Source organism: Methanomassiliicoccales archaeon (assembly GCA_013415865.1).
In the GTDB taxonomy this organism is placed as follows: Archaea; Thermoplasmatota; Thermoplasmata; order Methanomassiliicoccales; family UBA472; genus MVRC01.
Genome location: CP058896.1, coordinates 1,778,448 through 1,804,075 on the forward strand (window position 1 = coordinate 1,778,448; position 25,628 = coordinate 1,804,075).

The 25,628-nt window shown below is 53.6% G+C and carries 30 protein-coding genes and 1 tRNA gene; 13 read left to right on the forward strand and 18 right to left on the reverse strand.

What is annotated here, in order from left to right:
- Positions 1-47: 47 nt before the first annotated feature.
- Positions 48-491: a DNA-binding protein gene (locus tag HPY73_09005; protein ID QLH75547.1), complete on the reverse strand. Its 444-nt coding sequence runs from the start codon at positions 489-491 to the stop codon at positions 48-50.
- Positions 492-656: 165 nt separating this feature from the next.
- Here HPY73_09005 and HPY73_09010 point away from each other — a divergent pair, with 165 nt between their 5' ends.
- Both HPY73_09010 and nadA read left to right on the forward strand, forming a co-directional pair.
- Positions 657-1,079, forward strand: a complete 423-nt coding sequence (locus HPY73_09010; GenBank protein QLH75548.1) for a DUF2299 family protein — start codon at positions 657-659, stop codon at positions 1,077-1,079.
- 52 nt (positions 1,080-1,131) lie between these two features.
- Positions 1,132-2,040 carry a quinolinate synthase NadA gene (nadA, locus tag HPY73_09015; GenBank protein ID QLH75549.1) on the forward strand — a complete coding sequence of 303 codons (909 nt, stop codon included), beginning with the start codon at positions 1,132-1,134 and terminating at the stop codon, positions 2,038-2,040.
- A gap of 1 nt (position 2,041) precedes the next feature.
- On the opposite strand, the gene HPY73_09020 is transcribed toward nadA, so the two are convergent.
- Positions 2,042-3,652 carry a TCP-1/cpn60 chaperonin family protein gene (locus tag HPY73_09020; protein ID QLH75550.1) on the reverse strand — a complete coding sequence of 537 codons (1,611 nt, stop codon included), beginning with the start codon at positions 3,650-3,652 and terminating at the stop codon, positions 2,042-2,044.
- Positions 3,653-3,902: 250 nt separating this feature from the next.
- Between HPY73_09020 and HPY73_09025 the strand changes: the two genes are divergently transcribed.
- Positions 3,903-4,322: a hypothetical protein gene (locus HPY73_09025; GenBank protein ID QLH75551.1), complete on the forward strand. Its 420-nt coding sequence runs from the start codon at positions 3,903-3,905 to the stop codon at positions 4,320-4,322.
- A 111-nt stretch (positions 4,323-4,433) separates the two neighbouring features.
- Positions 4,434-5,993 carry a ribonuclease J gene (locus HPY73_09030; GenBank protein ID QLH75552.1) on the forward strand — a complete coding sequence of 520 codons (1,560 nt, stop codon included), beginning with the start codon at positions 4,434-4,436 and terminating at the stop codon, positions 5,991-5,993.
- Positions 5,994-6,164: 171 nt separating this feature from the next.
- On the opposite strand, the gene HPY73_09035 is transcribed toward HPY73_09030, so the two are convergent.
- The 10 genes from HPY73_09035 to aspS all read right to left on the reverse strand — a co-directional run bounded on the left by HPY73_09035 (position 6,165) and on the right by aspS (position 11,535).
- Positions 6,165-6,548: a Rieske 2Fe-2S domain-containing protein gene (locus HPY73_09035; protein ID QLH75553.1), complete on the reverse strand. Its 384-nt coding sequence runs from the start codon at positions 6,546-6,548 to the stop codon at positions 6,165-6,167.
- A gap of 1 nt (position 6,549) precedes the next feature.
- A complete protein-coding gene (locus HPY73_09040) occupies positions 6,550-6,882 on the reverse strand; it encodes a ferredoxin:thioredoxin reductase (protein ID QLH75759.1) in 333 nt (110 codons plus the stop codon).
- 10 nt (positions 6,883-6,892) lie between these two features.
- Positions 6,893-7,129 (reverse strand): glutaredoxin family protein, encoded by a 237-nt coding sequence (locus HPY73_09045; protein QLH75760.1) that lies wholly within the window; start codon positions 7,127-7,129, stop codon positions 6,893-6,895.
- A gap of 19 nt (positions 7,130-7,148) precedes the next feature.
- Positions 7,149-7,469: a Rieske (2Fe-2S) protein gene (locus HPY73_09050; protein ID QLH75761.1), complete on the reverse strand. Its 321-nt coding sequence runs from the start codon at positions 7,467-7,469 to the stop codon at positions 7,149-7,151.
- 63 nt (positions 7,470-7,532) lie between these two features.
- A complete protein-coding gene (locus HPY73_09055; protein ID QLH75554.1) occupies positions 7,533-8,159 on the reverse strand; it encodes a LysE family transporter in 627 nt (208 codons plus the stop codon).
- 56 nt (positions 8,160-8,215) lie between these two features.
- On the reverse strand, positions 8,216-8,878 hold the full coding sequence (locus HPY73_09060; GenBank protein ID QLH75555.1) for a hypothetical protein: 663 nt from the start codon (positions 8,876-8,878) through the stop codon (positions 8,216-8,218).
- An 18-nt stretch (positions 8,879-8,896) separates the two neighbouring features.
- Complete coding sequence (locus tag HPY73_09065; GenBank protein QLH75556.1) at positions 8,897-9,142, reverse strand: Lrp/AsnC ligand binding domain-containing protein; 246 nt, start codon at positions 9,140-9,142, stop codon at positions 8,897-8,899.
- A 70-nt stretch (positions 9,143-9,212) separates the two neighbouring features.
- Positions 9,213-9,371 carry a hypothetical protein gene (locus HPY73_09070; protein QLH75557.1) on the reverse strand — a complete coding sequence of 53 codons (159 nt, stop codon included), beginning with the start codon at positions 9,369-9,371 and terminating at the stop codon, positions 9,213-9,215.
- A 275-nt stretch (positions 9,372-9,646) separates the two neighbouring features.
- The gene (locus tag HPY73_09075; GenBank protein ID QLH75558.1) at positions 9,647-10,165 is read right to left on the reverse strand and encodes a RusA family crossover junction endodeoxyribonuclease; all 519 of its coding nucleotides are present in this window, start codon (positions 10,163-10,165) and stop codon (positions 9,647-9,649) included.
- Positions 10,166-10,218: 53 nt separating this feature from the next.
- A complete protein-coding gene (gene aspS, locus HPY73_09080; protein ID QLH75559.1) occupies positions 10,219-11,535 on the reverse strand; it encodes an aspartate--tRNA(Asn) ligase in 1,317 nt (438 codons plus the stop codon).
- Between the two features lie 136 nt (positions 11,536-11,671).
- Here aspS and HPY73_09085 point away from each other — a divergent pair, with 136 nt between their 5' ends.
- From HPY73_09085 to rimI, 5 genes are all read left to right on the forward strand, one after another.
- Positions 11,672-11,893, forward strand: coding sequence for a ferredoxin (locus tag HPY73_09085; GenBank protein QLH75560.1), 222 nt, complete (start codon positions 11,672-11,674; stop codon positions 11,891-11,893).
- A 201-nt stretch (positions 11,894-12,094) separates the two neighbouring features.
- Positions 12,095-13,237, forward strand: a complete 1,143-nt coding sequence (locus HPY73_09090) for a fructose 1,6-bisphosphatase (protein ID QLH75561.1) — start codon at positions 12,095-12,097, stop codon at positions 13,235-13,237.
- The gene (tpiA, locus tag HPY73_09095; GenBank protein ID QLH75562.1) at positions 13,230-13,904 is read left to right on the forward strand and encodes a triose-phosphate isomerase; all 675 of its coding nucleotides are present in this window, start codon (positions 13,230-13,232) and stop codon (positions 13,902-13,904) included. The genes HPY73_09090 and tpiA overlap by 8 nt, the downstream gene beginning before the upstream one ends.
- 78 nt (positions 13,905-13,982) lie before the next feature.
- Positions 13,983-15,953: a hypothetical protein gene (locus tag HPY73_09100; protein ID QLH75563.1), complete on the forward strand. Its 1,971-nt coding sequence runs from the start codon at positions 13,983-13,985 to the stop codon at positions 15,951-15,953.
- Positions 15,954-15,958: 5 nt separating this feature from the next.
- A complete protein-coding gene (rimI, locus tag HPY73_09105) occupies positions 15,959-16,402 on the forward strand; it encodes a ribosomal protein S18-alanine N-acetyltransferase (protein ID QLH75564.1) in 444 nt (147 codons plus the stop codon).
- Here the strand turns inward: rimI and HPY73_09110 are convergent, their stop codons facing one another.
- Positions 16,403-17,932: an ATP-binding protein gene (locus tag HPY73_09110; protein QLH75565.1), complete on the reverse strand. Its 1,530-nt coding sequence runs from the start codon at positions 17,930-17,932 to the stop codon at positions 16,403-16,405.
- A gap of 2 nt (positions 17,933-17,934) precedes the next feature.
- The gene (locus HPY73_09115; protein QLH75566.1) at positions 17,935-19,380 is read right to left on the reverse strand and encodes a DNA primase; all 1,446 of its coding nucleotides are present in this window, start codon (positions 19,378-19,380) and stop codon (positions 17,935-17,937) included.
- A gap of 387 nt (positions 19,381-19,767) precedes the next feature.
- On the opposite strand from HPY73_09115, the gene HPY73_09120 reads away from it, so the two are divergent.
- Positions 19,768-21,576 (forward strand): cobyric acid synthase, encoded by a 1,809-nt coding sequence (locus HPY73_09120; protein ID QLH75567.1) that lies wholly within the window; start codon positions 19,768-19,770, stop codon positions 21,574-21,576.
- An 11-nt stretch (positions 21,577-21,587) separates the two neighbouring features.
- Positions 21,588-22,421, forward strand: a complete 834-nt coding sequence (locus HPY73_09125; GenBank protein ID QLH75762.1) for a cobyric acid synthase — start codon at positions 21,588-21,590, stop codon at positions 22,419-22,421.
- Positions 22,422-22,426: 5 nt separating this feature from the next.
- Here HPY73_09125 and HPY73_09130 read toward each other — a convergent pair whose 3' ends face one another.
- Both HPY73_09130 and HPY73_09135 read right to left on the reverse strand, forming a co-directional pair.
- Positions 22,427-22,621 (reverse strand): hypothetical protein, encoded by a 195-nt coding sequence (locus HPY73_09130; GenBank protein QLH75763.1) that lies wholly within the window; start codon positions 22,619-22,621, stop codon positions 22,427-22,429.
- 112 nt (positions 22,622-22,733) lie between these two features.
- Entirely contained in the window at positions 22,734-23,117 is a 384-nt protein-coding gene (locus tag HPY73_09135; GenBank protein QLH75568.1) for a hypothetical protein, read from the reverse strand.
- A 119-nt stretch (positions 23,118-23,236) separates the two neighbouring features.
- On the opposite strand from HPY73_09135, the gene HPY73_09140 reads away from it, so the two are divergent.
- A tRNA-Ser gene (locus HPY73_09140) sits at positions 23,237-23,323 on the forward strand.
- A gap of 2 nt (positions 23,324-23,325) precedes the next feature.
- Here HPY73_09140 and HPY73_09145 read toward each other — a convergent pair.
- Positions 23,326-23,880, reverse strand: a complete 555-nt coding sequence (locus HPY73_09145) for a hemerythrin domain-containing protein (protein ID QLH75569.1) — start codon at positions 23,878-23,880, stop codon at positions 23,326-23,328.
- Positions 23,881-23,968: 88 nt separating this feature from the next.
- A complete protein-coding gene (gene larE, locus HPY73_09150) occupies positions 23,969-24,763 on the reverse strand; it encodes an ATP-dependent sacrificial sulfur transferase LarE (protein QLH75570.1) in 795 nt (264 codons plus the stop codon).
- A 99-nt stretch (positions 24,764-24,862) separates the two neighbouring features.
- On the opposite strand from larE, the gene larB reads away from it, so the two are divergent.
- The gene (gene larB, locus HPY73_09155) at positions 24,863-25,627 is read left to right on the forward strand and encodes a nickel pincer cofactor biosynthesis protein LarB (GenBank protein ID QLH75571.1); all 765 of its coding nucleotides are present in this window, start codon (positions 24,863-24,865) and stop codon (positions 25,625-25,627) included.
- Position 25,628: the final 1 nt, after the last annotated feature.

The window sequence follows — 25,628 nt, forward strand, 5'->3', positions numbered from 1 at the left end:
TTTTTTACCTATAATTTTGATCCACCTTATTGGAGCATCCCATCGGTTCAAGGTTCCAGTAGCTCGAATCCAGATCCTTTATCAAATCTCCTCACCGCCTCATTCTCGACGATCTCGGTGACCACCGCCTCGATGACCTTCCAGGTCCTGACCCCCGCACGTACGCATCCGGTCACGGTCGTGTCTCCTCTACCAGAGGCTATATGCATATGTAGCACTGGTCGCCCATTCTCGTCTGGGAATATGGTGCCAACGCCAGCTATCTCCCTCGGCTCATTTAGCGAGATCCTCATGGGAACGACGGGCGAGGCATCTCCATCAACAGGCCCCACCACCAAGGCGCTGCCCTCATCGAGAGCTCCAAGGGCAAGGACGCTCGCCCTCATGATGTTATTGTCTTTCGCGAACCTTTCCAACATCTCATGAAGCACCTCGCCATGTTCAAGCCTGACGACAAAGACCCGTCCCGACCTCGCCTCTGAACTTTTCATAACATCACGCCTTTATAATTCAGTGAAATATGAAACGCTCGCTCAATAACCAATTTATCGTACCTGGACACATAACCCCCCAAGACCGGGGGATAAGGACTGCAGAGCACCATCGAGGAAAGGCTCGTCGCCTATGCGACCGAGAACGGATTGTTCAAGGGAAGGTTGGAGGATGAGAAATCTCTGTTCCATCTCTACGTGGAGTACCCTGAAGGGTCTGGAAATATAATGGACATAGTTGGCCCTAAGGGCCGGCCCGATACGGCGCTCATTATCGCCAGGGTCTCGATCGATCAAGTGCATCGGACCTCCTACGCCTCGCTCACGTCGACGAAGAGGTCAGAACTGGTATCAGAGATGATGAGGACCTTGATCTTTCAGCCCGTGGGTTTCATGGTATTACCTAACCTAGAGGCCCCAGAGAGCTTTCAGTTCGTTAGGGATATCTATGAGGACGGTCTGACCAAGACATCGTTCATGGAAGCACTTGGGCAGGTACACAGATGCGTCACCTATGTGGTCTGGAAATTCAACAATGCATTCTCTGAGGGAAGGCCCTCTGAACCTCCTGGAACCATGTATGGATGAACCTTGGATAGCTTGCCAAATCTTTTATATGGACTGAATAATCGCAGCAGAGATGCAGGCCAAAGAGACCATCCAGCGGCTCAAGGCAGAGAAGAGGGCGATCATACTTGCCCACAATTATCAACCACCAGAGATTCAGGACATCGCTGATTTCGTCGGGGACTCTCTTGGACTTTCAATGAAGGCGGCGTCGACCGATGCAGAAGTGATCGTCTTCTGCGGTGTGGACTTCATGGCTGAGAGCGCCAAGGTGCTCAACCCCTCGAAGGTGGTGTTACTTCCAGAACCCGAGGCGAGATGTCCGATGGCCGCAATGTGCGATGCAGAGACCCTTCGCATGGTCAAGGAGAAGTACCCTGCAGCGGCCGTGGTCGCCTATGTCAACACATCGGCCGCCGTGAAGACGGAGGCCGACATCTGCTGCACCTCGTCCAACGCTGTAAAGGTCGTCGGTTCGTTGGCGAACAAGGAGGTGATCTTCGTTCCCGATTGCAATCTCGGGAAGTATGTCCAGAGGTTCTTCCCCGAAAAGGACATATTGATATGGCCAGGTTTCTGTGCCACCCATGACGGGATCGCCGCCCAAGACATCTTGGAAATGAGGAAAAGGCATCCTGATGCGGTGGTATTGGTACATCCTGAGTGCAGACCTGAGGTCATAGATATCGCCGACAAGATCGCCTCTACCGAAGGGATGCTCAGGTTCGCAAAAGCATCGTCCGAGCATGAGTTCATCATAGTCACGGAGAGGGATATGACGTACCGGCTCTCAAAGGAAAATCCAGAGAAGCGCTTCTATTCCATTCCAACGGCCATATGCCCAACCATGAAGATGATCACACTTGAGAAGGTAATAAGGAGCCTCGAGACCCTAGAGCCTAGGATGGAGCTTTCTGAGGACGTGATGGCAAAGGCAAGGCGCCCTCTTGAAAAAATGATGGAGATAGGGCGTGGGGACTGACTCAGTCCTCGCCCTTTGAAGGCGGCGACGGCTCCGCGCCCTTTGACGCTATTACATCATCGATCCTGATTATCATCGTCGCTGCATCGGCCGCGGAGCTTATGACCTGCCTTCCTACCCTTATCGGCTCCAGGACATACTTCTTCCGCATGTCCTCGACCTTTCCATCGAAGACGTTCACGCCCGCATCCACCATCCCGTTTGCATGCGCTTGCCTCAACTGGATCAATATGTCGACCTTATCGAGCCCCGCATTCTCTGCCAATGTCGCTGGTATCGATTCCAAGGATGCGGCGAAGGCATTGATAACCAGCTGCTCCCTCCCACTGACCTTTGAGGCGTACTCTTTCAGCCTCATCGATATCTCCATGGCGGCCGCACCGGCACCGGTGATCATCTTTCCGTCCTCTGTAGCCACCCTCACGACGTTCAGGGCATCGTCAAGGGAACGCTCGGTCTCCGACACCACATGCTCGGTCCCGCCCCTGATCAATATGGTCACAGACCTGGGGTTCCTACATCCAGTGATGAATGTCATCTCATCCCCTTCGAGCTTCTTGGCCTCGACGAGAGAAGCATGCCCTAGGTCAGCAGGCTCGATGTGCCGTGGATCACCTACAAGATTGGCCCCGCATGCCCTAGATAACTTCTCCATGTCGGATTCCTTGACCTTCTGAAGAGCGAAGACCCCTGCCTTTGACAATACATGTTTTGCCTCATCGCCGATCCCCTTCTGGCAGATGACCACGTTCGCCCCGGCCTTCAATATTGCATTTACAAGCTCTCTCTGCTCCCTTTCCTCCTCCTCTAAGAAAGCGTGCATCTGGGATGGGTCGGTGATCTCGATCTTCGCCTCGACCTCCGTCTTTTTAACCTCTAGGGCGGTCGTTATCAGGGCGATTGAGGCATTCTCGACCCTCTTGGGCATGATCACATGCTCTGGGCCTTTGTCCACCACCATGCCTTTTATGAGCATGGTGTCCTCGACGGACCCGCCCTGTTTCTTCACGATATTTATATTATCAAGGTCCACCACGGTCCTTCCATCCCTTCTTTCGGTCACTGCTTTGACCGCATCCACAGCGATCGTGGCCAGATGGTCCCGGACTCCGACGATGGCCTTGCTCATCATTGATGTCCTAGCGATGTCCAGCAGCTCCTTCCTATCATCTGGGTCGATGGGTCTGGCGATATCTTCAAGGACCTCTAGGGCCTTGGAGGACGCCATCGAGAAACCTCTGGCGATGACAGTTGGATGGACATCTGCATCTATCAGTTCTTGTGCCTTCTTCAGCAGCTCCCCTGTCAACAGCACTGCGGTCGTTGTACCATCACCACATTCTTGATCGAGCGTCTTAGCGACCTCGACGAGCATCTTGGCGACCGGGTGCTGGACCTCGATGTCCTTCAATATCGTCACACCATCGTTCGTTATCGTAACATCCCCTATGGGTGTGACAAGCATCTTGTCCATCCCTCTTGGTCCCAGGGTCGTCTTCAAAGTATCTGCGATGGTCCTGGCGACCATTATGTTGTTGTACTGCGCATCCTTACCCTTCTCTCTTCTTGTCCCCTCTTTGAGGATCAAAATAGGTCCGGTGTTGGTGCCCATTTTCTCGCCTCCTCATCTATTGAAGCTATCTTGGTTCACATCGATTGAAAATAGACCGGATGAGATACAAAAAATTTAGGGCTCAACGATGGGCATAACTTTCGATGCTAGGATCATCATTTGACGGTCTAAATGATCTCTTAATGATTGATAATAGGGTCCCTGCCATAATGGTATTATTTTTTATCATATTGTATCAAGAAATATACAAGCCCTATTCTGACCTTATTGGTATCGAGATGATATAGACATGGGCAAAAAGGTCAAAAGGTCCGAGATAAGGGCCATAATCGACGCATCATTCGATAAGGACCTGGAAGCGGTTGAAATGATCAGGTCGCGCTTTATCGATCTGATCGATATGTGTATAGAAAAAGACGTCGAGCCAGAGACACTGTTGCATGAATTGACCGTCATAAGACATTTCTCAGAAACGTTATTGATGAACAAGATAGCAGGAACTGATGATCTCAGTAAGCTAGGAAAGAAAAAAAGGAAGGAATTCGTAAAGACATGCGAAGTGATAGACCAAAAGGGTGCTGAGACCTTTTTGTCCTTGAATGCAGAGGGTCTGAGTAGATCGAATCACAAGAAGGCAAGCGATCAGGCCGTACCTAACGAATCACAGCCATATAACCCACGGAATGAGAGGCCGTGGTACATCCAATGAAAGGTAGATGAGGCCCCTGAGCATTAAAGACCTTATGTCTGTTGTCGATCAGAAGGCGGTAGATCATCTGTGACGGGGGCCACATTGTAGGCTCATGTGGGGGGATCAACGGTGTTCGAGATCAATGTGCTGAAAGGGTCAAGCTCCATCGGTGGGAACAAGATCCTGCTCAGTTTTGAAGGGCGCAACGTCCTTTTTGACTTCGGCTATGATTATTCGGTCGACAAACAGTATTTCGATACCTTCACGAAGGCCAGACAGAACAGGGGGATACATGACCATTTGGCCTTGGATATGTTGCCAAGGTTGTCTATCTACCGGTCGGACATAATCACGAAAGACTGCTCTGAAACATGCGCATCTTTTCCAAAGGTCGATCTGGACGCGCTCTTCGTTTCACACGCTCACATGGACCATATGGGCATGGCCGGCTACTTGGATGCGAAAGTCCCTTTCATCGGGACACCTATGACGCTGGTGCTGATGAAAGCTATCGAGGACACGTCCGAAATGATCGGGACGGAGGTCGCCTACTATGGGGAGCGTAGCCATGATGGTGATTTCTTGCTCAAAAGCAAGGGCAGTAACATTGATTACATCGGAAGGCCCCTGATATCGACCTCAAGCTCTGATGGCCTGGATGATTTTCTAGACCTTTCTCCAACGAAAAGGAAGATAAGAAGGGATAAATGTGGAAACCTGGATGATCTGGATTTCGGGGCCAAATGCTTCATGGTGGACCATTCCATCTACGGTGCGGCGGCCTTCGGTGTCGATACCGGCGATGGCTGGGTCGTATATACTGGGGACCTCCGGGACCACGGTATGAACGGAGAGAGGACCACACAGTTCGCCAAGGAAGCTTCGAAGATACATCCTAAAGTGCTGATCATCGAGGGTACCAGGACCTCAAGGGACGAGGAACTGGAGGATGTGACGGAAAATGACGTCGAAAGAAGATGTCTGGAGGAATGCACGGACGTCGATGGCCTGATAGTCGCCGACTTCGGGCCCAGGAACTTCGAGAGGCTTGAGACGTTCAAACGTATCGCAGAAAAGGTCGGGAGGGAGCTTGTAATAACACCAAAGGACGCATATTTCCTCGATGCTATGAGGTCGGCGGACGGGACTGAGAGGCTCGATGACCTTCGTGTACTGGTACCTAACAAGGACCTGCAGCACAGCACCGAATTAAGGATGCTAGGAAATATCGACGCTTCGAAGATATCACCCCTTGACATCAAGAGGGATCCTGATGGGCACATCCTTTGTTTTTCATTCTATGACCTTCCACATCTTTTGGACATCAGGCCTGACAGAGGATTATATATTTATTCGGGAAGCGGGTCTTTCGATGAGGAACAGGACCACGACTTTGAAAGGTTGGATAACTGGATAAGATTATTGGGGATGCGAAAGGTCGGCTTTGAGATGGGAGAGAGGGAAGGGAGGAGAGGCAAGAGGGTCAAAGAGCCGTTATTCACACCGGGATTCCACGCATCTGGTCATGCCTCGAAGGCGGCCCTCAAGAAGATGATCGATACAATAAGACCTGAATATCTGCTTCCTGTGCATACAGAAAATGGTTCTTTCTTCAGGGAGGAGATCTCATCCGTTCCAAGAGAGAACATCATATTACCGAAGGATGGGCATCCGATCGTGTTCAGCTGAGGAATGAAGGAAAGACATGAGGACACCCCCATCCCATTTATTCCGACCTTTATTCCTTTAGAACATTTCAAGGATATAGGTAAGGGCCACGCCTTTCCAATGTTGACCCCATTACCATGCACTATTGTAAGGTCTTCTTCCTCGTATATACGAACATGTAACGGCATCGGGTCATCGGACGTTTTCCTGCGATCCTAGACCTTTCTCGATATCGACCATGACCCTTCCATTCTCCACTTTGACCTTGAATGTGGGAATGTCATGTGTCTCAAGGCTCCTGCCCCTGTCAGGCGGCCCTCTTCCATAGTTCCTGTCGGCCGGGCCTAGGAGAGCCTCCCCTGTAACGATGTCAAATTGGGCGAAATGGAGGGGGCATGTCACTATCCTTCCATTGACGGTGCCACGGTCCAGCCTGGCCCCCTCATGTCCGCATCCCCGTCCGAACGCGTACAATTTACCAGCGTACCGAGCGACAACAACATCATCACCCCCCACCTTGAAGGAGACCATGCCTCCCTCGGCGATCTCGTCCTCAGATCCAACGTCTACGAACATCCTATCGCTCCATCTCGTTCTCTGGTATCTGTGGCAATGAGTCTGGGTCATGGACATCGATGTGCACAAAGAGACCGCACCAACATCGTTTCATCCGATCGAAATGCTTCTTATGCCAGGGTATGCAGGGGCACACCTTTTTCATGTCCTCATCCCTCACCCCTGTCAATCCCTTGCAGGGGCAGAACGGTATCCCGTGCCGCTCATAAAGGACAAGCTCCTGTTCGAGGCAGAAATCGACGAGCTCCTCATCTGGTGTGAATTTGAAACCGAGGGCGCTCACCAAGGGCCCGAACTGCTCGCGAAGGGCCTCCTTCTCTTTATCGATCTTCATGTTCTTCAACTTACTTGACACCCAGGAGGGAGCTGTACTTCCCTGGGTTGTAACCTTGTACGCAGGCATCGTCGATATACACAATGGGGAACGAAAGGTCCAACCTCTCCTTCTCCAGCCTTTCCCGGATCCTTTTTTTATCCTCATCGCTGGCCAGGTCATAATCGACGAAATCGAACGGTATGTTACGCTCATTGAACCATTGCTTTGTCTTCCTGCACCATGGACAAGTACTAAGGGTGTACATCAATACCTTTTTCAAATCATCAATCCTCCAATCTGACCGATATCTTCCCTTCAGAGACCCTCGTGGGATATCTTTTCAAGGCGACCTCGGGGGCCATCATCAGACCTCCCGTCCTTATGTCGAAGCTCCAGTCATGGCAGGGGCATGTGATGATATGCCCGCTCAAGGTCCCAGATGACAAAGGACAGCCCAGATGCGGACATCTGTTCGACAGGGCGAACACATCCCCCTGATGCTCCACAAGCAGGACTGAAACTCCCTTGGGGTGGACGACCTTCATGCGCTTTTTCTCGAGGTCCGTAATCACGGCCACTTCCACCCATCCACCGGTCCCTGCCATCCTTTTTTGCTCCGTGACCATCACAATGGCTACTGGCCGCTCATAAAACTATTGGTCCAATGCTCAGAGCAATATCTCTATGGAAGATATCAGGAAATAAAGGCCGAAAATGACCATTATACCGCCGGAGGCCACTATGAGAAGGTGATGCCATTTGACGTTCCAGAGACCCTTGGAACGGTTCACGGTCCTGCTCACGAGGATGTTCCAACCTGCGTCACATGAGATATGTACGATCACGAAAGCTGGCAGCATCCATATGCCGAACTCAGTGGCCGTGGCCACAAGTGCGGCTCCGACGGTGGCCCACCAAAGGAGCCAATAAGGGTTGGACGCGGTCGAAAGGACACCATCAAAAGAGGCCCTCCTCTTTAACGCGCCTTCCTGCGTGATTATGACATCCCTCGCCCTCAGCATGCCGACCCCCATCCACAGTATGATCGCCCCTCCCACTATCCCGATCGTCGCTATTATAGAATCGTCGGATAGGATGGTCGCGAAGCCAAGGAAGATAAGGGCTATCAAGGGAACCTCTATCAGGGCATGTCCTAATGTAATGCCCAGACCTGCCCTGCCATCGCGATAACCCTGGGCAACAGTGGCAGCAAAGGTCGGACCTGGCATCATCACACCGGATAGCGAGATGAAGGCCACGGTGGCAAGGAAGAATATCGGCCCCTCCAGCGACATCAAAGCTACCAAAGTTGCAAACTGTATATAGAGATATTCCCAGCCCGGTCAGGGGGTCAGAGATACCACATCTCGGTCATTGAGATATAGTGTTCTGGGTCGAACTCCCGCAACGATGCGGTCTCCACATCCACCACCTGTATCCCATGTATCCTGGAGTTCATGATCTCCTCCAGGCTCACTGGCGGGCTGGTGTAGTACATATCGCAATAGCGCTTGATGATGCTAAGGTCCTCTACCTCTCGCTGCCTTGGCGACATGGTAAAGAAGAGAGGTATCGGCATGATGTAGTGGGGCGGCGCTGCCAGCAAAAATTTGTGGCAATGATTGCTGTAGCGCGCGATCTTCGACGCTATCCTTGCCTTGATATAGTCCAAGGGGTCCAGGGCGTGGGCAGGGGGCACATATCCTGTCTCCACCTCTATGATGACCACACCGTCGCCCTTTCTTCCTCGGACATCGCAGTTCAGGCCAGCATCGATCGTGTGCTCAAGGTCGACCTCATATCCATCTTTCACAAGGTACTTGGCCACTATCAGCTCCATAACGGAGTGGTTGATCTTCAAAAGGTTTTTTTCCCTGAGCTCTATCAGCCTCCTCTCCAAGGCCTGCATCTTAGAAAGCTCCTCAGGTGTACAGTCGATGACCAGCTTTGTCATCAGGGTGTCAAGGTCTTCGACGAACTTATCCAACAGCTCAACCTCATTTTCATACTTCAACGCGTTCTGAGCTAATAATCATCTCTTTTGATGCTCCTTGCTTATTATCAGCGTCAGGGTGGACCTTATGCCTGCCACTTTCCTTAATCTTTCAGATATTGCCCTTTCCAAGGACTCCATGTCCGGCGCGCTTATCTTTGCCACGATATCATAGACGCCATACACGACACACGCCATCTCGATCTCTTCGATGGCCTCAAGGCTTTGTAGGACGACCGATTCCATCCCGATGTCCGTGTTTATGATGACAAAGGCGCTAGGCATGCAGACCATATAATGATTGACCGTCCGAGGTTAAAATGACTGCGGGCGTGTTTTCGTATCTAGGTCTTTGTCAATCTTCTACACCAGGCTCGAAAACGTCCAGGATCACGCCCTTCTCGCAGGAGACAATGAACCCATAACCGCAGGATTCTATCTGGTGTGCCACCTTGAGCGAGTATGGCATCCCAATAAAGCTCTTCTTCACCATCTCCAGCGACATCTTCTTCATCTCTTCACCTCTCACACTCATAGCGGGAGCCCGCCCTGGTGATGAAATATGTTTATCCCCCATGCCAAGATAATCATGTTGTCCGATTATTTTCACATCTTACATCCCGGAGTCGGAATCCTTACACTCCCGGCAAAGAGGGTTTTTATCATGGATCTGCGTTGGTCCATTGCGGACCTGAGGAGACATCCTTATCCCTGGATGATGAGAAGAGGGTCAGCTGATCCAATGTCGAGATGATGAGCCCTATGAGTGCTGACACGGGGCAGGTCCGCTCATTCATGCAATTTTCTCAAGGTGATCTTCAGCCCTGGCGGGACGTTCTCAGGACAATAGCACTTGTTGGCGGATATCCCTATGACCTGAGAATCATCTGGTATCAATATCCCTGTTATGCCATCGAGAGCAGCTCTGATAAGCTTGTCGAGGTCAGGCCTTTTGGTGTTGAGGTGCACCTTCTTCGGCGTGCTCTTCGGGCGGGTCATATAGAATTCCAAGGATATCAGATAGCCACACCTTTTATCATCGGTATAAAAGCTGGTCTCTCTGAAGCTGTTAACATGTTGGGCCTCGGTCGCGATGCGCTGCCTCCAGCCCTCGGTGTTCTTGTTCATATGGGTCGTGACCACCCTGTCGAGCTTCTTGATATAGAACGAGCGAGTGCTTCCCTGGGGCACAGGCTCTCCCCCGACGAAGAACTCTATCACATCAGGGTCTATATCCATCCCATATTCCTCGACCGGGCTGGCCTCATGTACCCCACTGCCCAGATCATCATCCTCGACCAAGTGCATCCCAGGACATTAATATGCTTCACCATATTAATTTTCTTGGTATGCACCAGGGCCTAAGGGACCAACCTGTTCCTGTCCCGTGGGAACAGGATGGCCTCCCTTATGTTCGGTAGCCCGAGCATCTTGACTATCAACCTTTCGATCCCCAGACCAAAGCCCCCATGGGGAGGCATGCCATAGGCAAAGGAACTGAGATAGAACTCAAAATCCTTTGGTACCAGGCCCTTCTTTTCCATCCTCGCGACGAGCTTGTCATACCTATGCTCCCTCTGGCCTCCCGAGGCCATCTCCTGCCCTTTATAATCAAGGTCGAACGAGAATGAGCTCTGGGTACCTTCCTTCTCCATTATATAGAACGGCTTTGATTCTTCAGGATACTCCACGATCCAGTACATATCGTTGCCCTTCTCGGCCATGATGTCCCCTAGGATCTTCTCCCCCTCGGTCCCAAGGTCATCACCATATCTCAGGCCCATGCCGGTAGAATTGACGATGTCCAAAGCCTCCGAGTATGTGATGACAGGATATGGTAACCTTGGGGCCACCACTGTCGCACCTATCTTCTCGAGGTGCTCTTTTCCTTTCTCAGCGACTCCCTTGAAGATATGGTGTGTGACCCCTTCCAGGACGTCCATGACATCCCTCTGCGATTCGATGAATGCAAGTTCCGCATCGAACGAGATGAACTCGGAGACATGCCTCACCGTATCAGAAAGTTCCGCCCTGAAGGCAGGGCCGATCTCATAGACACGGTCCAGGCCAGTGGCCATCATCATCTGTTTGTACAGCTGAGGTGACTGCGCAAGATAGGCCTTTTTATCAAAGTACTTGACCTCGAAAAGGGAGGCCCCGCCCTCCGCACCTGAAGCTACGATCTTCGGGGTGAACATCTCGACGAAGCCGTGGGACAGCATGTACTCATCGAGGAGCCTAAGTGTCAGGGACTTGATCTCGAATATCGCCCTGTTCTCCGGCTTCCTGAGGTCCATGAACCTGTTGTTGAACCTCGTGTCCATCTCAACGCTCACCTTGTCGACTACCCCCATGGGTAATGGGGACATGGCGGCGCTTAAGATATCCATGGAGAGGGGGATGATCTCAAAGCCGGCCTTGGCCTGGGCGCTCTGTTTCACAACTCCCCTTATCGATACGACCGATTCCCTCGCGACGCCCGATAATAAAGACATGAGGTCAGGTGCTGTCTTCTTTTTCGGTGCAGTCACCTGGATGGTACCGAACCTGTCCCGTAGGATGAGGAAAGATATCCCCCCGAGGTTCCTCACCTCCTGTACCCAACCTTTGACGACGACCTCTTTGTCAAAATCCTCGCTAGTGATGCTCTTAGAGCTCCTGAATGGAATGTCGTTCATCAGCTCGACCTGGCCCCTAAAGGCCGATGACCGTATATAATTTGGTCGCTTCGTTCAGAGCTCAGACGGTCGCTGTTCGTTCTGTCGAATTCATTATCCGAAACTATTATGTTCGGTCACTGCTCATTCCAACTGCATGGCAAAAATAACCATTGATGAGAACGAGTGCACAGGTTGTGGATTGTGCTACAACGATGAATGCCCCGACGTGTTTAAGGAGGGGGAGGGAGGCACCTCATCATTGCAGGAAAAATTCCGCAAGGGCTCGCCGGCCGTGGGCGAGGTCCCTGATTCGATGAAGGGATGTGCTGAGAAGGCGGCGGATGCGTGCCCAGTCTCTGCGATAAAGATCGAGTAATACCATCGACCATAAAAGGATCGTGGGCACAAGCGATCGAAGCATTGATCGGGATGCATATCATCGGTCCTTAAATTCTCACAAGGACCGGGCCTCAATGGACCAATATATTTGATAGTTGACAATCCAGACACATATCCATGAGCATCAAGGATTATATAGGGAAAGCCCATTCAGTTTCAACTTAGGCACGGAATTGTTATGAGCGACAGGGTCACTGTTTCGGTCATCAAAGCTGATGTGGGGTCGGTCTGTGGGCATTCAAGGCCGCACCCGAAGATGATGGTCCGCGCTGAGGAGGTCCTGAAGGAAGGCCTGCGCGCGAACACGATCAACGATTTCTACGTCACCAGGGTCGGCGACGACATCAACCTGTTCATGACGCACAACCGGGGGGAGAACAACAAGGATGTACACTGCCTCGCCTGGGAGGCATTCCAGGCCGCTGCAAAGGTCGCCAAGGAGATGAAGATGTACGCTGCCGGGCAGGACATTCTGAAAGATGCCTTCAGCGGAAATGTCAGGGGAATGGGACCGGGCGCCGCTGAGATGGAGTTCAAGGAGCGTGGCGCAGAGCCTATCATCTTCTTCATGGCCGACAAGACGGAGCCCTCCGCTTATTCAATGCCATTGTCGCGTATTTTCATGGACCCCTTCACCACGACCGGCCTCGTGATAGACCCGAGGGCCCATGTCGGGTTCAAGTTCGAGATAGTGGACGTGCTGGACTCGAAAAAGATCGTCATGTCCGCCCCGGAGGAGTCATATGATATCCTCAGCCTCCTCGGCGATACCACCAGGTATGCGATAAAGAGGATATGGTCCAAGCATGAGGACATCGGCATCGGGGCGGTCGTGAGCACCGAGAAACTGAACCTTTGCACAGGAAAGTATGTCGGGAAGGACGACCCCGTCGCCATCGTGAGATGCCAGAGCGGGCTCCCCGCCGTGGGAGAGGTCCTTCAACCCTTCATGTTCCCACAGCTCGTGGCCGGTTGGATGCGGGGGTCGCATTATGGGGCATGGTATCCTTGCGCCGTTGACCATTCAGACCCGACCTATTTCGACGGGCCTCCGCGCATCTGCAGCCTTGGCTTCATGATAAGCCATGGGAAGTTCCAAGGATGTGAGGACCCAGGTTCCCCGCCCGGTGTGCACAGACCTGTTGACTTCTTTGCCGGTGCGGAGTGGGATGAGGCCCGCAGGAAGGCCATAAAGGCGAGCATCTACATGCGCCAGCACGGACCGTTCATGCCAGGCATACTCGGTCCCGAGGAGATGGAGTACACCACGAGGCCGGCGGTCCTATCCAAATTAAAGGACAGGATGGAGAACATTGACTAAGATGTACCCGATGATAGTCGTGAACTTCAAGACCTATGCCGAGGTCGAAGGACCGAAGGCCATGGAAGTTGCAAGGGCCTGTCAGGAGGTGTCAGATGAAACGGGCGCTCACATCATCATCTGCCCCCCTACTGTAGAGCTGTCTAAGGTCGCCTCCGAGGTCAAGATCCCGGTCTTCTGTCAGCATGTGGACCAAAAGGGCCGGGGGGCAAATACAGGATGGGTCACGCCATATGGTGTCAAGGCAGCGGGAGCTAAGGGCACATTGCTGAACCACTCCGAGCACAGGCTGATGATGTATGACCTGATGGGCACTATAAAGGAATGTAAGGAGGCGGGCCTCACTACCATAGCCTGTGCAGATGGTCCAGAGTCCGCGATGGTCATCGCGACATACGACCCAGATCTCATCGCCATCGAGCCTCCGGAGCTCATAGGAGGCAACATCTCGGTGACCGAGGCACGGCCAGAGGTCATAGAGAAAGGCATTGCGGCGGTAAGGCGGGTGTCCCAGGACATTCCCGTGCTCTGCGGTGCCGGGATCAAGACCGGAGCGGACGTCCGTAAGGCCGTTGAGCTCGGGACCAAAGGTGTTTTGCTCGCCTCCGGTGTGGTCAAGTCCAAGGACATCAGGGCCACGCTTCGTGACCTCGTCAGCAAGATCTGATGTTCCCCAAATGACCTAGATCGTAGATTTATTGCAATATGTCAGGTTATTATCGTCCTTGAACTTCTACGATACTTGATGAGGGCGTCGGTCGTTCTCCTGGTCCTTATAGTGCTCACGGCCCCGAACCTGAACGACCGCCCCTCTTCCAACCTGGTCTCGGCCGAAGATACCGGCCTTTTGGAACCCGGTCTGATGTTATATGAGGTATCGCCGGCCAAACCTCTTGAGTTCATTTCCTTCATGAACGTAGGCGACAGCGCGCTTGATGCCGGTGAATATTCGGTCTCGGATGGGGAAGGCACATTGACCCTGCCAAAGGTGGCCCTCCCGCCTGGGGGCATCCTGACCATGATCAGAAGCCCCACAGATCTGCCATCTATCGCCTCGAGAGACCAGGTCTTCCTATATGAGGACCCGGCCGTCCTAAGGAAAGGGACCTTCGCCCTGGCGGACCAAGGGGACCAAGTACTTCTGTTGCTTGGTGATCGGCCTATCGATGCGTTCTGTTATGGTGAGGCCAATGCACCCTTTGGATGGGAGGGTCCTCCATTCCATTTCATCGATAAGGCGCACATGGCACAGCGCATCGCTACAAGCACCGGCATGAGAAGCAATGATGCCTGGATATCAAGCGTCGTAGGTAGAAGTATGTACAACCCCTTCGAATGTGACGGGCTCGTGACCCCCGTCGTGCATCCTGATGATGGGAGCGAAAAGATCATCGATCTCATTCATTCCTCCAGCTCCATCGATGTCTGCATCTATACCCTTGAAAGCATGGAGATCACCGCCGCGCTCACATCGTCAGCGGAAAGAGGGGCGAAGGTGCGCATACTCCTTGAAGGCCAACCGGTCGGTGGGATGAGCACTTATGAGAAGCGGGCCATTGCGGAGATGGTTGCTGTGGGCGTGGGGGTATTGACCGTCAGGTCCAACGACTCGTACAGACGCTATGAGTACATCCATTCAAAATTCGCGGTGTTCGATTCCCGCTACGTTTCGATATCTTCTGAGAATTGGGGATATGGGCTGAATAACAACCGAGGGTGGGGGGCGATCATCGACTCGACAGCTCTGGCATCCTATATGACAGACATATTCGAGGACCTATCTGATGACCGATTTGGCGATGTCAGGAACGAACAAGGCCTAGATGCACGTCCTATTTCTCAGTTAAGACCGAGAGCACCCTTACCTAAATCAATGCCAGCATACCATGCGAACATTACGGTCATCACATCTCCCAGATCAGCCCTCGGCCCGATCACCGGCCTGCTCGATGATGCTCAAAGGATGATATTCATCGAGGCCATGAGCCTGGACCTCGAATGGTTCGAGAGGTCTGGCCTTTTGGAGGCCGTAAGGTCCTCTGCCAAGAGAGGGGTCGAGGTCAAGATCCTGTTGGGACCGATGGACCAGACCGATGACCGTACAAATTCGGTCTCAGAGATATCAAGGACAATGGCCGGACTCCCAGTAGAATGCAAGATCATAAGCCCTTATCACAATTTTACATCCGTACATAACAAGGGGATCATAGTAGATGATGCGGTGGTCGTATCGAGCATTAATCTCGTACCGTACGCTTTCGAGGAGAACTTCGAGGTCGGGGCGATCATCACGTCAGCTGAGCTGTCATCCATGTTCGCAAATTTCTTCCTAGAAGATTGGCAGGATGATCCAGAAGCGCCCGTGATCGTCCTCTCAGGGCAAGGGGCCGAATGGAAGGAAGGGAGACCGATAATGATAGATGCCAGCTCTTCCCACGACAACTCAGGTAGGGTCAACATCAGTTGGGACGTTGATGGTGATGGTGATTACGAGATCAAAGGGCCGATACTGTCGATAAGTCTTGGCCCTGGAGAGCACAGGGTACAGGTCAGGGCCGTCGACGGTCAAGGAAATGCGGCCTTCGTAAATTTTACATTGGTCGTGAAGAGGTCGGGTTCTGTACCTTTGTCCAAGGTCGTCCTGTCGGCCCCCACCATATGTATCTTCTCAATGCTGGCATATCGAAGCTTCCAGAAAAGGATTAAGAAGAGATAGAGTGATTGCTGGCCGTGCAGGTCAGATATTTCCAGAGCAAGGACCTCGCCGAGGTCTATGACATCGCATGCAGGTCGCTCAGGGAGAATTATAATCCTAGCATATTCCTCGACCTCTCGCCCTTTTGGAAAGAGGGGTTCATCGTGCTCGAGGAGTTTGGACAGATAGTCGGTTTCATATTCGGGATATTGGTATCAAATGTCGAGGCCAGGGTCCTCATGCTGGCCGTGAGGAGCGAGGTAAGGGGGAAGGGCCTTGGCTCTTTCCTATGCACGCAGTTCGTTCAGGAATGCGTCAAGAAGGGCATAAGGGTCATATCCTTGGAGGTCAGGCAGAGCAACCTTTCAGCCAAGAAGTTCTATGAAAAGCTGGGGTTCACGACGGTCGGTGTGATAAAAGGTTATTACTCCGATGGAGAGGATGGCATCGCGATGCAGCTGTATCTTTGATCAATGGAACATATCGTCACGGTCCGCGCTCTCATTGGCAAAATAGTATTGCGACCGCTCTTTTTGTGCTTGGGATATATCGGTGGAGAGGCCCTTGACATAGGATCCATAACGCTCCTTGATCTGCTCCTCCGCCGTCATGCTGCGTTTCACGGCCTTCTCCACATCTCCCTCGTCGATCAATCCTTTGCCCTCGAGGGCTGCAATATCCCCAGCCGCTCGGATCAACCCGCCCAGCTCTCTCAACCTCAAAGAGAGCGCACCCTCGATGCCATCGGTCCTCTTGGCCCTCTTACGGGCCTCCCTGATGACCGCCTCGATGGCACCTCGAGAGGCATGCGGGATGCGACCGTCCATGACGATCTCCTGCGCAAGGAACTGTGCCAGCTTCGCCCTGTTCAGGTCATTGTCCTTCATGGCGACGTTGACGAGCACCTCATAGCCGTTCCCATTGATCCTTGATCGTAAAGGTGAAAGCACATGTTCAAGGTCCTGGATGTTGCAGGCCCCTACGAAAATGAAATCACATGGGACAGCGTCGACCTTCACGCTCGCTCCGGAGCTCTGAGGGTTATGACCGGTGATAGGGAACGCCTTTTCCTGCATGGCCGTCAATATGAACCTTTGGAGGTTCCCGAGGTGAGGGAGTTCATCGATGAAAAGCACACCTTCATGTGCCTCATGGACGGCCCCGGCGACGACCCTCTCGAACGGTGGCGTCCCTAGGTTCGAGTGACCACCATAGGGGTCGTGCCTCACGTCCCCTAAGAGCTCGGCCTCAGAGGCCCCAGTGGCAAGCACGAAAGGGTTCCTGTTCAAGGGGACCAGGACCTTCCTGGGTGATAATCTCTCCAGCTCCCTTCTTTTCTCAAGGGCCTTTTGGTCGAGCATCCTTATCTTATCCCCGGCCCTCTCGAAGACCACGACCTCTTCCTTGCCAAAGATGGTCCTGGTGGTGGTGACCTTGGTCTTCCCGACCATCCCCTGGAACACGGGGGCCGATCCCATGGACTCCATAAGGCCGGACATGATGTCACCGAACGGGTTGGATTGACCTTCGGTCGCCTTGTTGCGCTCGCACTTCGGGCAGATCCTCTCCCTCGGGCTGGAATAGGTACCGCAATTGCGGCATCGGTATCCCAGCTTCTCGGCGACATTCTGGGGGGCCGCCTGAGGTTCGATCAGCTCCCCCTCGGCCGACTCCTTCGACTCCCTCTCCTGTTCGACCTCGCTGGCCTTCTTTATCTCTATCGAAGGCCTTTCCGGGTTCTCAGGATTGTGAACGACCCTGATCTCCTCTTTGGGCTTTGGAAGGTGGAGCGCAAGGGCCTGGGCTATCATCGACTTCCCTGTGCCCGGCGGACCGACCAACAGAAGGTTCCTCCGTTGACGTGCGGCGATGCGGGCAAGGGCCACGGCCTCGTCCTGGCCTATGACCCTGGCCAACGGGTCCTTCGGTATCTCAATGTCCGCCGTGGACTCTATCGACCGGAGGTCGACCTCCCGTTGTATGTTCACCTTACCTGTCATGGTCAGTTCAGGTCGTCCTTTGTCCAGACCTCGATGCCCGTCGGCTGCTTGGTGATGTTGCCCATCTTGGTACCGACGATGGTGGCGATCTCCTTCTCCGCAGCGATATCTAGTATCCTCTGGGTGATGATGCCGTCGAACACGACGGAGGAGATCTTGGCGGTCTCGGCCTTAAGGGTGTTTACGAGCTCTTTCACCGCCACCTCTTTGACCTCGCCAGCATCATCGATGATCTTCGCCTTAGATGTGGTGAGGAGCTCATTGATCATGTTCTTGAACTTCTCCTGGTTCTCAGACAATTTCTTCGATGGGCGGCGCGGCTCGGGCGTCTCTATTGCACGCTCAGCACGGTCCTGCTTCTCCGCACGCTCTTCCCTGGGCTGGCGCTCAGCACGGTCCTGGCGTTCCTGTCTCTCCTTGCGCTCTGGCCGCTGCTCCATGCGCTCGGCCCTCTCCTCGCGCTGCTCTTTGGGCTGGCGCTCGGCCCGCTCCGGTCTTTCCTGTGCCTTCTCTTCCAGCTCGGCAGCGGCCCTCTCGGCCTTCTCCTGGCGCTCAAAGCGCTCCAGCCGGTCGGCCTTCTCGCTGCGCTCAGACTTTCCGTTCTGACCGTCCGTCTCGATGCCGAACATCTCGATGAACTGTTCACCAGGGATCTTGTTCCTGAGGCACTTCATTATCTGCTTCTGGGTCAGCTCTTCGACCTCATGGGCCCTTGGCGCCCTTGCGACGAAGTCCACCTCTGCCACCTGGAACAGCTCGCGCAGTATCAGCTCCCCGCCCCTGTCACCATCGACGAAGGCTGTGACGACACGCTCCTTCGAAAGGTCGCTGATGGTCTTGGGGATGTTTGTACCTTCGACCGCAATAGCGTTCTTTATCCCAGACTTCAAAAGGTTGAGGACATCGCTCCTTCCCTCGACCACTATGATCGCATCAGAGTCCACGACATTCGGTCCTGCCGGAAGGCGGTCCTTGCCATAATAGATGATCTCCTCCACCTGAACTGATTGCCTGACGCTCTCGGTAAGGTCCACCCCCGTGGTCTTCGAGACCTTGATGAGCTCGGTCAAGAGCTCCTTCGCGCGGTCGATTATCTTAGCACGTTTCGTCACCCTCACGTCCTCTATCGACTCGATCGCGATCTTTGCCTTGCAAGGCCCTACGCGGTCTATCGTCTCAAGTGCGGACGCGAGTATGACGGTCTCGACCTGGTCGAGACTTGAAGGTATCAATATCTCTCCTTCGGACTTGCCTTGCTTCGAGTGGACGTCGACCTCGATCCTCCCTATCCTGCCGCTCTTCTGCAGGTCCCTGAGGTCGAGCTCGTCACCCAGAAGTCCTTCGGTCTGTCCGAAGATAGCACCGACGACATCAGGCTTCTCCACGATACCGTCTGCGTTGAGCCTGGCCTTAATAAGGTACTTCGTGGTGCTTGGGTCTATGTTCATGTATACACCTCATTTCGCATATGGAAAAACGTCCTAAGTCCAATTACGCACAACAGTCCTGCATCCCGCAAGAGTTATGTTCAGTTCCCTCTGGCGGAAATCCTTTCTACGGTGCATCTCAAGTCCTTAGCTGAGATTCGTGATGGATGATAGTGAATGTGTGATATCGGAAAGCTTAGCCGCTTTTCCGGACCCTAATGGTGATAATCCTAGTTATTAATGTTTCGGTCGATACGACCGACGGAGGGGATCTGAACTAGATGGTACGAACCTTCGTTCTGTGAAAAATCGGACCTGCGACCCCTCACCCCAGAAGTTCCAAACCATATCAATATTTATTTGTTCGAGCATTTGGATTATTCATCCAACATAATGAGAGGTCGTTCATTGTACGATCGCATGGAGAAGGTCCGCGAGCAACTTAGGAAGGGCGACATAGGTGAGAACAGGTCCTGCGAATATTATCCCTGCCATTACGACGGGCAGAACTGTTCATTGTGCTATTGCCCCTTCTACCCATGCAACGATGAGACCCTTGGGAAGTTCGTCAGCTCAAAGAAAGGCGGTGTGGTTTGGAGCTGCGAGGACTGTTTTTTCGTGCATAGGGGGGAGGTGGTCAAGGATCTGTTCAGAATGATTGACGCCAGGAACGGTCATGACCTATCCCATGATGAATTGATGGATCTCAAAAAGGAGCTCGAGGAGCTCCATTTCAAGAAGGCCAAGTGCGTGATGGTGATGGGCGCGACGTCGGGGGCAGGAAAATCCTTGATGGCGACGGCGCTCTGCCGACATTTCTCGGACCTGGGCTACTCGGTCTCGCCGTTCAAAGGGCAGAACATGTCCCTGAACTCGACCGTGACCAAGAGAGGGGAAGAGATCGCCCGGGCGCAGGACCTCCAGGCGAGGGCCGCAAGGACAGAGCCGCGCGCGAGGATGAACCCGATACTCCTGAAACCGGTCAAGGATGATATCTCTCAGGTCATCGTCGAGGGGAGACCTCTTAGGGACATGAACGTTGCGCAATATTATGATGGATTTGCCTTGACCGAGGGCATGAACATCATCAAAAGGAACCTGGACATCCTTTCGAGGATCTCGGACATCATCGTCATCGAAGGTGCTGGCAGTCCCGCCGAGATCAACATGTCGGACAAGGACATCACGAACATGCGCACGGCCGAGGTCGCGGGAGCGACATGTATCCTGATCGTTAACATAGAGTGGGGCGGGGCCTTCGCGTACGCATATGGAACCCTGATGCTGCTTCCAGAGCATGAACGGCGGATGTTCAAGGGCATCATCATCACGAACCTCCATGGAAGCAAGGCGTCCCTGCGCTCTGGAGAAGAACTTTTGGAGAGAGAGACAGGGGTTCCGGTCCTGGGCGTGGTGCCTCACATCGACCTCGACCTTCCGGACGAGGATTCGATGTTCATAGGGATGAGAAGGACGAATGGCGATATCAAGGTCGGGATCATCCGCCTCCCTAGGATATCCAACTTCACAGATTTCGATTCCCTTGGCTTGTCAGGGGCCAGATTGATCTACATCACCTCACCCTCTGAGGTAGAGGAGGTCGATGCCCTCATCATACCCGGAACCAAGAACACGGTCGCCGACCTTGAATGGTTGATGGAAAGCGGCATAGGGGATGCCCTGCTGGAGCAGGTCGGACGGAAACCTTTGCTCGGGGTCTGTGGGGGTTACCAGATGATGGGGACGGTTATCGACGATCCCTATGGCATCGAGGGAGGGAGACCTGGAACATATAAAGGCCTAGGGCTGCTGCCTCTCAGGACCGTGTTCGACCGCCGGGATAAGAGGACCGTGCAGGTGACAGGCTCACTTCTTCCGGAAAAGGTCGGTCGGGTCAGGGGATATGAGATACACATGGGGATATCGGAGCGCGGCGATTGTCAGGCATTGTTCGAGCTCGATTCACCTGATGGAGGCGTCCCTGAAGGTTGCGTCGCATATGACGGGATGGTCATGGGCACCTACCTGCATGGCCTTTTCGACCTTCCCGCCTTCAGGGAGCGGTTTCTTTCCCTGGCAAAGAAGGGAGAGAAGACCGATATGCTGGAAGAGGACCATGAAGCAACGGTCGAGAGGAGCCTGGACCTCCTAGCGCGGACGCTGGAAGAAAATGTGGACCTTGACCTTCTTCACAAGGAGATGGGGGTGACAAGGTGAAGGGCAACATCATGTTCCAGGCGACATCTTCAAGCGCTGGCAAGAGCACTCTCACCGCCGGTCTCTGCAGATTGCTGGCCCGTAAAGGCGTATCTGTGGCGCCCTTCAAGGCACAGAACCTTTCTCTGAACTCCTTCGTGACCGTCGATGGAGGTGAGATAGGTATATCCCAGGCACATCAGGCATGGGCATGCGGGACCGAGCCGCATGTGGACATGAACCCGGTCCTGTTGAAGCCAAAGGGCAGGTCGGGCATGCAGGTCATCGTCAATGGGAGACCATATAAAGAGATAGGCCCCGACGGTGAGAAGGTCGAGACGGACGAGCTTATAAAGGCCGTCAAGGAGGCCTATTCCCGCCTCATTTCAAGGTACGATGTGATCGTGATCGAGGGCTCGGGATCGCCGGCAGAGGTCAACCTAAGGGGGAGGGACATCGCGAACATGACCACGGCCAGGATCACCTCTGCTCCGGTGATATTGGTCGGCGACATCGACAAGGGCGGCGTGTTCGCCGGCCTTTTCGGCACCTACAGCCTGCTCTCTGAGGATGAGAAGCGAATGGTGAAAGGATTTATCATCAACAGGTTCAGGGGAGACGCGTCGATCCTCAAGAAAGGCGTCGATGAGCTGGAACGAAGGCTTTCCTGTCCTTGCCTCGGCATCATGCCCTACCTGAGGCTCAACGTTCCCGCCGAGGACAGCATGGAGCTCGGGAAGAGCGGTCCCATGTCCTCTGAGGGGGATGTCCGGGATTCCTGGTCAAGGTCCCTTGACCTGCTCGCTGATGAGATGGCCCGTTCATTGGACATCGGTAAGATAGAGAACTTGATCGCAAAAGGATAAGGCCTTCAACCACCAGATGCGACCTTGATGACCCTCAGTTCCTCTGAGTCGACCAATCTCTCCGTTATAGGGACCGGCACCTTGCCCCTCAGGACGATGTGGGCATCTGGATAAAGTCCCATCTTCCTCAAGAGGTCCTCCACTGTCGAACCATCGGCCAGCTCGTACGTCGTGACCGTCCTGTTGAAATTGACGCTCACTTTCAATTCTCAAGCCTCAGACCACCTTGAGCGATACCATCGGATTAATACTTTGCACGGTCGAAATCTTTTTCATAGAAAATATTCAAAGGGTTTGGTCCAGCCACATTCGTCAAAGCTTCCCGAACCAGTTCTTGACCTTGAAGCTGTTCAGGTACAGCAGTATTACGAGCGCGATGCCGATCGATACCAGCGTCGACAACATCTCCGCGTCCGAGAAATCATCCAGGTACCAGCTGTAGACCGAGAATGCCATGCTGATTATCAGGATGACCACGCCGAACGTCCATACCCACCCCCATCCCTTGAGGCAACCTAGCCCGAATAGCAGGAACGCCAGGCCCAGGACCGTGGAGACCGCGGCAGCGACCATTGCATCTGTATCGTCGATGCCATCGATGAACAATATCGCTCCTGCGAAAAGCCAGACAAGACCTGCAAGGAATGCCAGGACCCCGACCACCGCGACACCGATTGGGATACCTTTCTGTGCCATGGGCGACCAGATTGGCATGCTGAGTATATCCTCTTTCCCTGGATCTTTCCTATCAGAGGATAGGTCCAGGCCGGCCGCATATCAAAATAAATATATGGGAATGCGAATCGGTGCGTCGGGCCGAGGTAACCAAGCCCGGTATGGTGGTAGTCTCGAAAACTACTGGGAACCCTCCCTCGGGAGTTCAAATCTCCCCCTCGGCGCCATCTCATCTCAGGTACTCGAAATAACCGGGCCCTAGGACCCTGTCCTGGACCCAGTTCGCAAAGCTCTCCGTCCTGGGATACAGGTCAGCAGGGAAATTGGCGGTCATGAAATCCTCGAACATTGAGTTAAGGTATCCGTCCTGTTCGGGGCTAAGGCGGTCCTCTATCCTGGGGAAGACTATATCTTCCTCCTTTCGGACATGGGCCTGCATATGGTCGGCCATCCTTCTGCCTTCCAGGCATAATTTGTCATAATTTCTTGACGAGAAGGCCTCTCTCAGGGATGCGATCATCGTTCGTGCCTCCTCATGCTCTGCGACAAGTTCTTCAAGATCCTCTTTTTTCAGGGATCCGTTCTCCACGGCCACGGGGAACACGAACCTTTCCTCTTTCATGTGATGGAAACCGTCCATGAACCTATCGAGGAAGCCAACGATCTCCTCCATCTCCTCGACATGCTTGTTCACGGTCCTCTGTTTAGAGGCCTCTCCCAGGACATCGACTACCTGTCTTATGAGTCCATGATCGTATTGGAGCAAGGTGATGGAGATGCGCATGGTTGATTTTTTACGCATCTTACAGGTCTTATTTTTTTCCTAGGTCCTATGACGTATGGGCCTCCCTGTCTAAGTCACGGACCTTCGTTCAATCGACCTCGAGGCTGCCTGACCGAAAACCATCGATGTCAAGGCATACGTATCGAAAACCCTGGTCCTTCATGCCTTTAGATATCTCCTCTCTAAATGTCAATATCTTTCCAAGGTCCTCCAGAGGGACCTCGATCCTTGCAACATCGCCATGTGCCCTCACCCTCACCTGGTCCAGACCTAGGGAGTGGAGAACATTTTCAGAGCGCTCGACCCTCTCCAGCAGTTCTCTCGTGATCCTCGTCCCATAGGGGATTCGGGATGCAAGGCAGGCCGAGCTTGGCCTGTTCCAATTCGTGAGACCGAGCGATCTCGCCGCGGCACGGACCTCTGATTTTGTCATCCCCGCTTCGGCCAAGGGGCTCCTGACACCTAGCTCGGTCAAGGCCAAGGACCCGCGCCTGGTCATATGCATGTCATCGACATTGCTGCCGTCTATCACGACCTGGACGCCCCTCATCCTGGCGTGGGAAATGATCTCGGTAAGGATGATCTTTTTACAGTGATAGCATCTCATGGGGCCGTTCGAGACATACTCTTCCATCGACAATTCAGATGTTTCGAGCTCTTCAAGCTTAGCACCGATCTGCGAGGCGATGGACCTCGCCGCCTCAAGCTCCCTGGTTGAAAGAGATGGGGACCTGGCGAGATAGCCTATGGCCGAGCTTCCCAGCTCATCGAATGCCACCTTCAGGAGAAGGCTGCTGTCGGTACCACCTGAGAATGCGACGGCGACCTTGCCCATCTCTCTGATGTGCGCGCGTAGGTCGACGAGCTTATCTTCATATCCCATATGCATCGGATGAACGACCTCGGCATAGATAACGGTAGCCCTGTTGTCATATGACAGGCTCAGCAACTCAAAAATATCCCCGACCCCAATGGCGTCCGCATGAACGCCCGTGACGTCCTGGAAAGGTTACAAAGAGGCGAGATCGACATCGACAGAGCGGAGAGATTGCTGAGGCTGGACTTCCTTGAGTCAATAGGAGGGCACACCGTCTTCGACCATGCAAGGGAGATGCGCAGGGGGATACCAGAGATCATCTTCGGCGAGACGAAGTCACCAGAGGTCGTTGGCGAGATCGTGATGAGGGCCATCGGCGATAGGGATGTGATCCTCATATCCAGGGCGAGGAGGGAGCATTTCGAGGAGGTCGTCAGGCGTCTTGGTGAGGAGCATGTACGATATGATGAGAGGGCAAGGACGGTCATCATCAACAAACGGGCCGTGCAAAGACCGAGAGGGGTGATAGGAATCATGACGGCCGGCTCTTCTGATATTGCTGTGGCAGAAGAGGCGAAGACCGTCGCGGAGGCGATGGGCTGCAGGGTCATCACGGCGTACGATGTCGGGGTGGCCGCCCTCCATAGGCTGTTGGATCCTTTGAAAATGATGATCGACGAAGGTGTGGACTGCATCATCGTGGTGGCAGGAATGGAGGGGGCGCTCGCGACGGTGGTCTCAGGTCTGGTGGACGTCCCTGTCATAGGCGTGCCCACATCGGTGGGCTACGGACATGGCGGAAGGGGCGAGGCTGCGCTGATGGGAATGTTGCAGACATGCTCCCCAGGTCTTGTCGTGGTCAATATAGACAACGGCGTGGCCGCAGGGGCGACCGCCGCCCTCATAAGCATCAGGAGCAGAAGGGGATGAG

Excerpts from the sequence above, each read along its gene's own strand:
- HPY73_09005 (QLH75547.1), bottom strand. The coding sequence starts at position 491 with ATGAAAAGTTCAGAGGCGAGGTCGGGACGGGTCTTTGTCGTCAGGCTT.
- nadA (QLH75549.1), top strand. The coding sequence starts at position 1,132 with ATGCAGGCCAAAGAGACCATCCAGCGGCTCAAGGCAGAGAAGAGGGCG.
- HPY73_09020 (QLH75550.1), bottom strand. The coding sequence starts at position 3,652 with ATGGGCACCAACACCGGACCTATTTTGATCCTCAAAGAGGGGACAAGA.
- HPY73_09025 (QLH75551.1), top strand. The coding sequence starts at position 3,903 with ATGGGCAAAAAGGTCAAAAGGTCCGAGATAAGGGCCATAATCGACGCA.
- HPY73_09035 (QLH75553.1), bottom strand. The coding sequence starts at position 6,548 with ATGTTCGTAGACGTTGGATCTGAGGACGAGATCGCCGAGGGAGGCATG.
- HPY73_09040 (QLH75759.1), bottom strand. The coding sequence starts at position 6,882 with ATGAAGATCGATAAAGAGAAGGAGGCCCTTCGCGAGCAGTTCGGGCCC.
- HPY73_09045 (QLH75760.1), bottom strand. The coding sequence starts at position 7,129 with ATGTACACCCTTAGTACTTGTCCATGGTGCAGGAAGACAAAGCAATGG.
- HPY73_09050 (QLH75761.1), bottom strand. The coding sequence starts at position 7,469 with ATGGCAGGGACCGGTGGATGGGTGGAAGTGGCCGTGATTACGGACCTC.
- HPY73_09055 (QLH75554.1), bottom strand. The coding sequence starts at position 8,159 with ATGTCGCTGGAGGGGCCGATATTCTTCCTTGCCACCGTGGCCTTCATC.
- HPY73_09065 (QLH75556.1), bottom strand. The coding sequence starts at position 9,142 with ATGCCTAGCGCCTTTGTCATCATAAACACGGACATCGGGATGGAATCG.
- HPY73_09070 (QLH75557.1), bottom strand. The coding sequence starts at position 9,371 with ATGAAGAAGATGTCGCTGGAGATGGTGAAGAAGAGCTTTATTGGGATG.
- HPY73_09075 (QLH75558.1), bottom strand. The coding sequence starts at position 10,165 with ATGCACTTGGTCGAGGATGATGATCTGGGCAGTGGGGTACATGAGGCC.
- aspS (QLH75559.1), bottom strand. The coding sequence starts at position 11,535 with ATGAACGACATTCCATTCAGGAGCTCTAAGAGCATCACTAGCGAGGAT.
- HPY73_09085 (QLH75560.1), top strand. The coding sequence starts at position 11,672 with ATGGCAAAAATAACCATTGATGAGAACGAGTGCACAGGTTGTGGATTG.
- HPY73_09090 (QLH75561.1), top strand. The coding sequence starts at position 12,095 with ATGAGCGACAGGGTCACTGTTTCGGTCATCAAAGCTGATGTGGGGTCG.
- HPY73_09100 (QLH75563.1), top strand. The coding sequence starts at position 13,983 with ATGAGGGCGTCGGTCGTTCTCCTGGTCCTTATAGTGCTCACGGCCCCG.
- HPY73_09110 (QLH75565.1), bottom strand. The coding sequence starts at position 17,932 with ATGACAGGTAAGGTGAACATACAACGGGAGGTCGACCTCCGGTCGATA.
- HPY73_09115 (QLH75566.1), bottom strand. The coding sequence starts at position 19,380 with ATGAACATAGACCCAAGCACCACGAAGTACCTTATTAAGGCCAGGCTC.
- HPY73_09125 (QLH75762.1), top strand. The coding sequence starts at position 21,588 with ATGTTCCAGGCGACATCTTCAAGCGCTGGCAAGAGCACTCTCACCGCC.
- HPY73_09135 (QLH75568.1), bottom strand. The coding sequence starts at position 23,117 with ATGGCACAGAAAGGTATCCCAATCGGTGTCGCGGTGGTCGGGGTCCTG.
- HPY73_09145 (QLH75569.1), bottom strand. The coding sequence starts at position 23,880 with ATGCGCATCTCCATCACCTTGCTCCAATACGATCATGGACTCATAAGA.
- larE (QLH75570.1), bottom strand. The coding sequence starts at position 24,763 with ATGGGATATGAAGATAAGCTCGTCGACCTACGCGCGCACATCAGAGAG.
- larB (QLH75571.1), top strand. The coding sequence starts at position 24,863 with ATGAACGCCCGTGACGTCCTGGAAAGGTTACAAAGAGGCGAGATCGAC.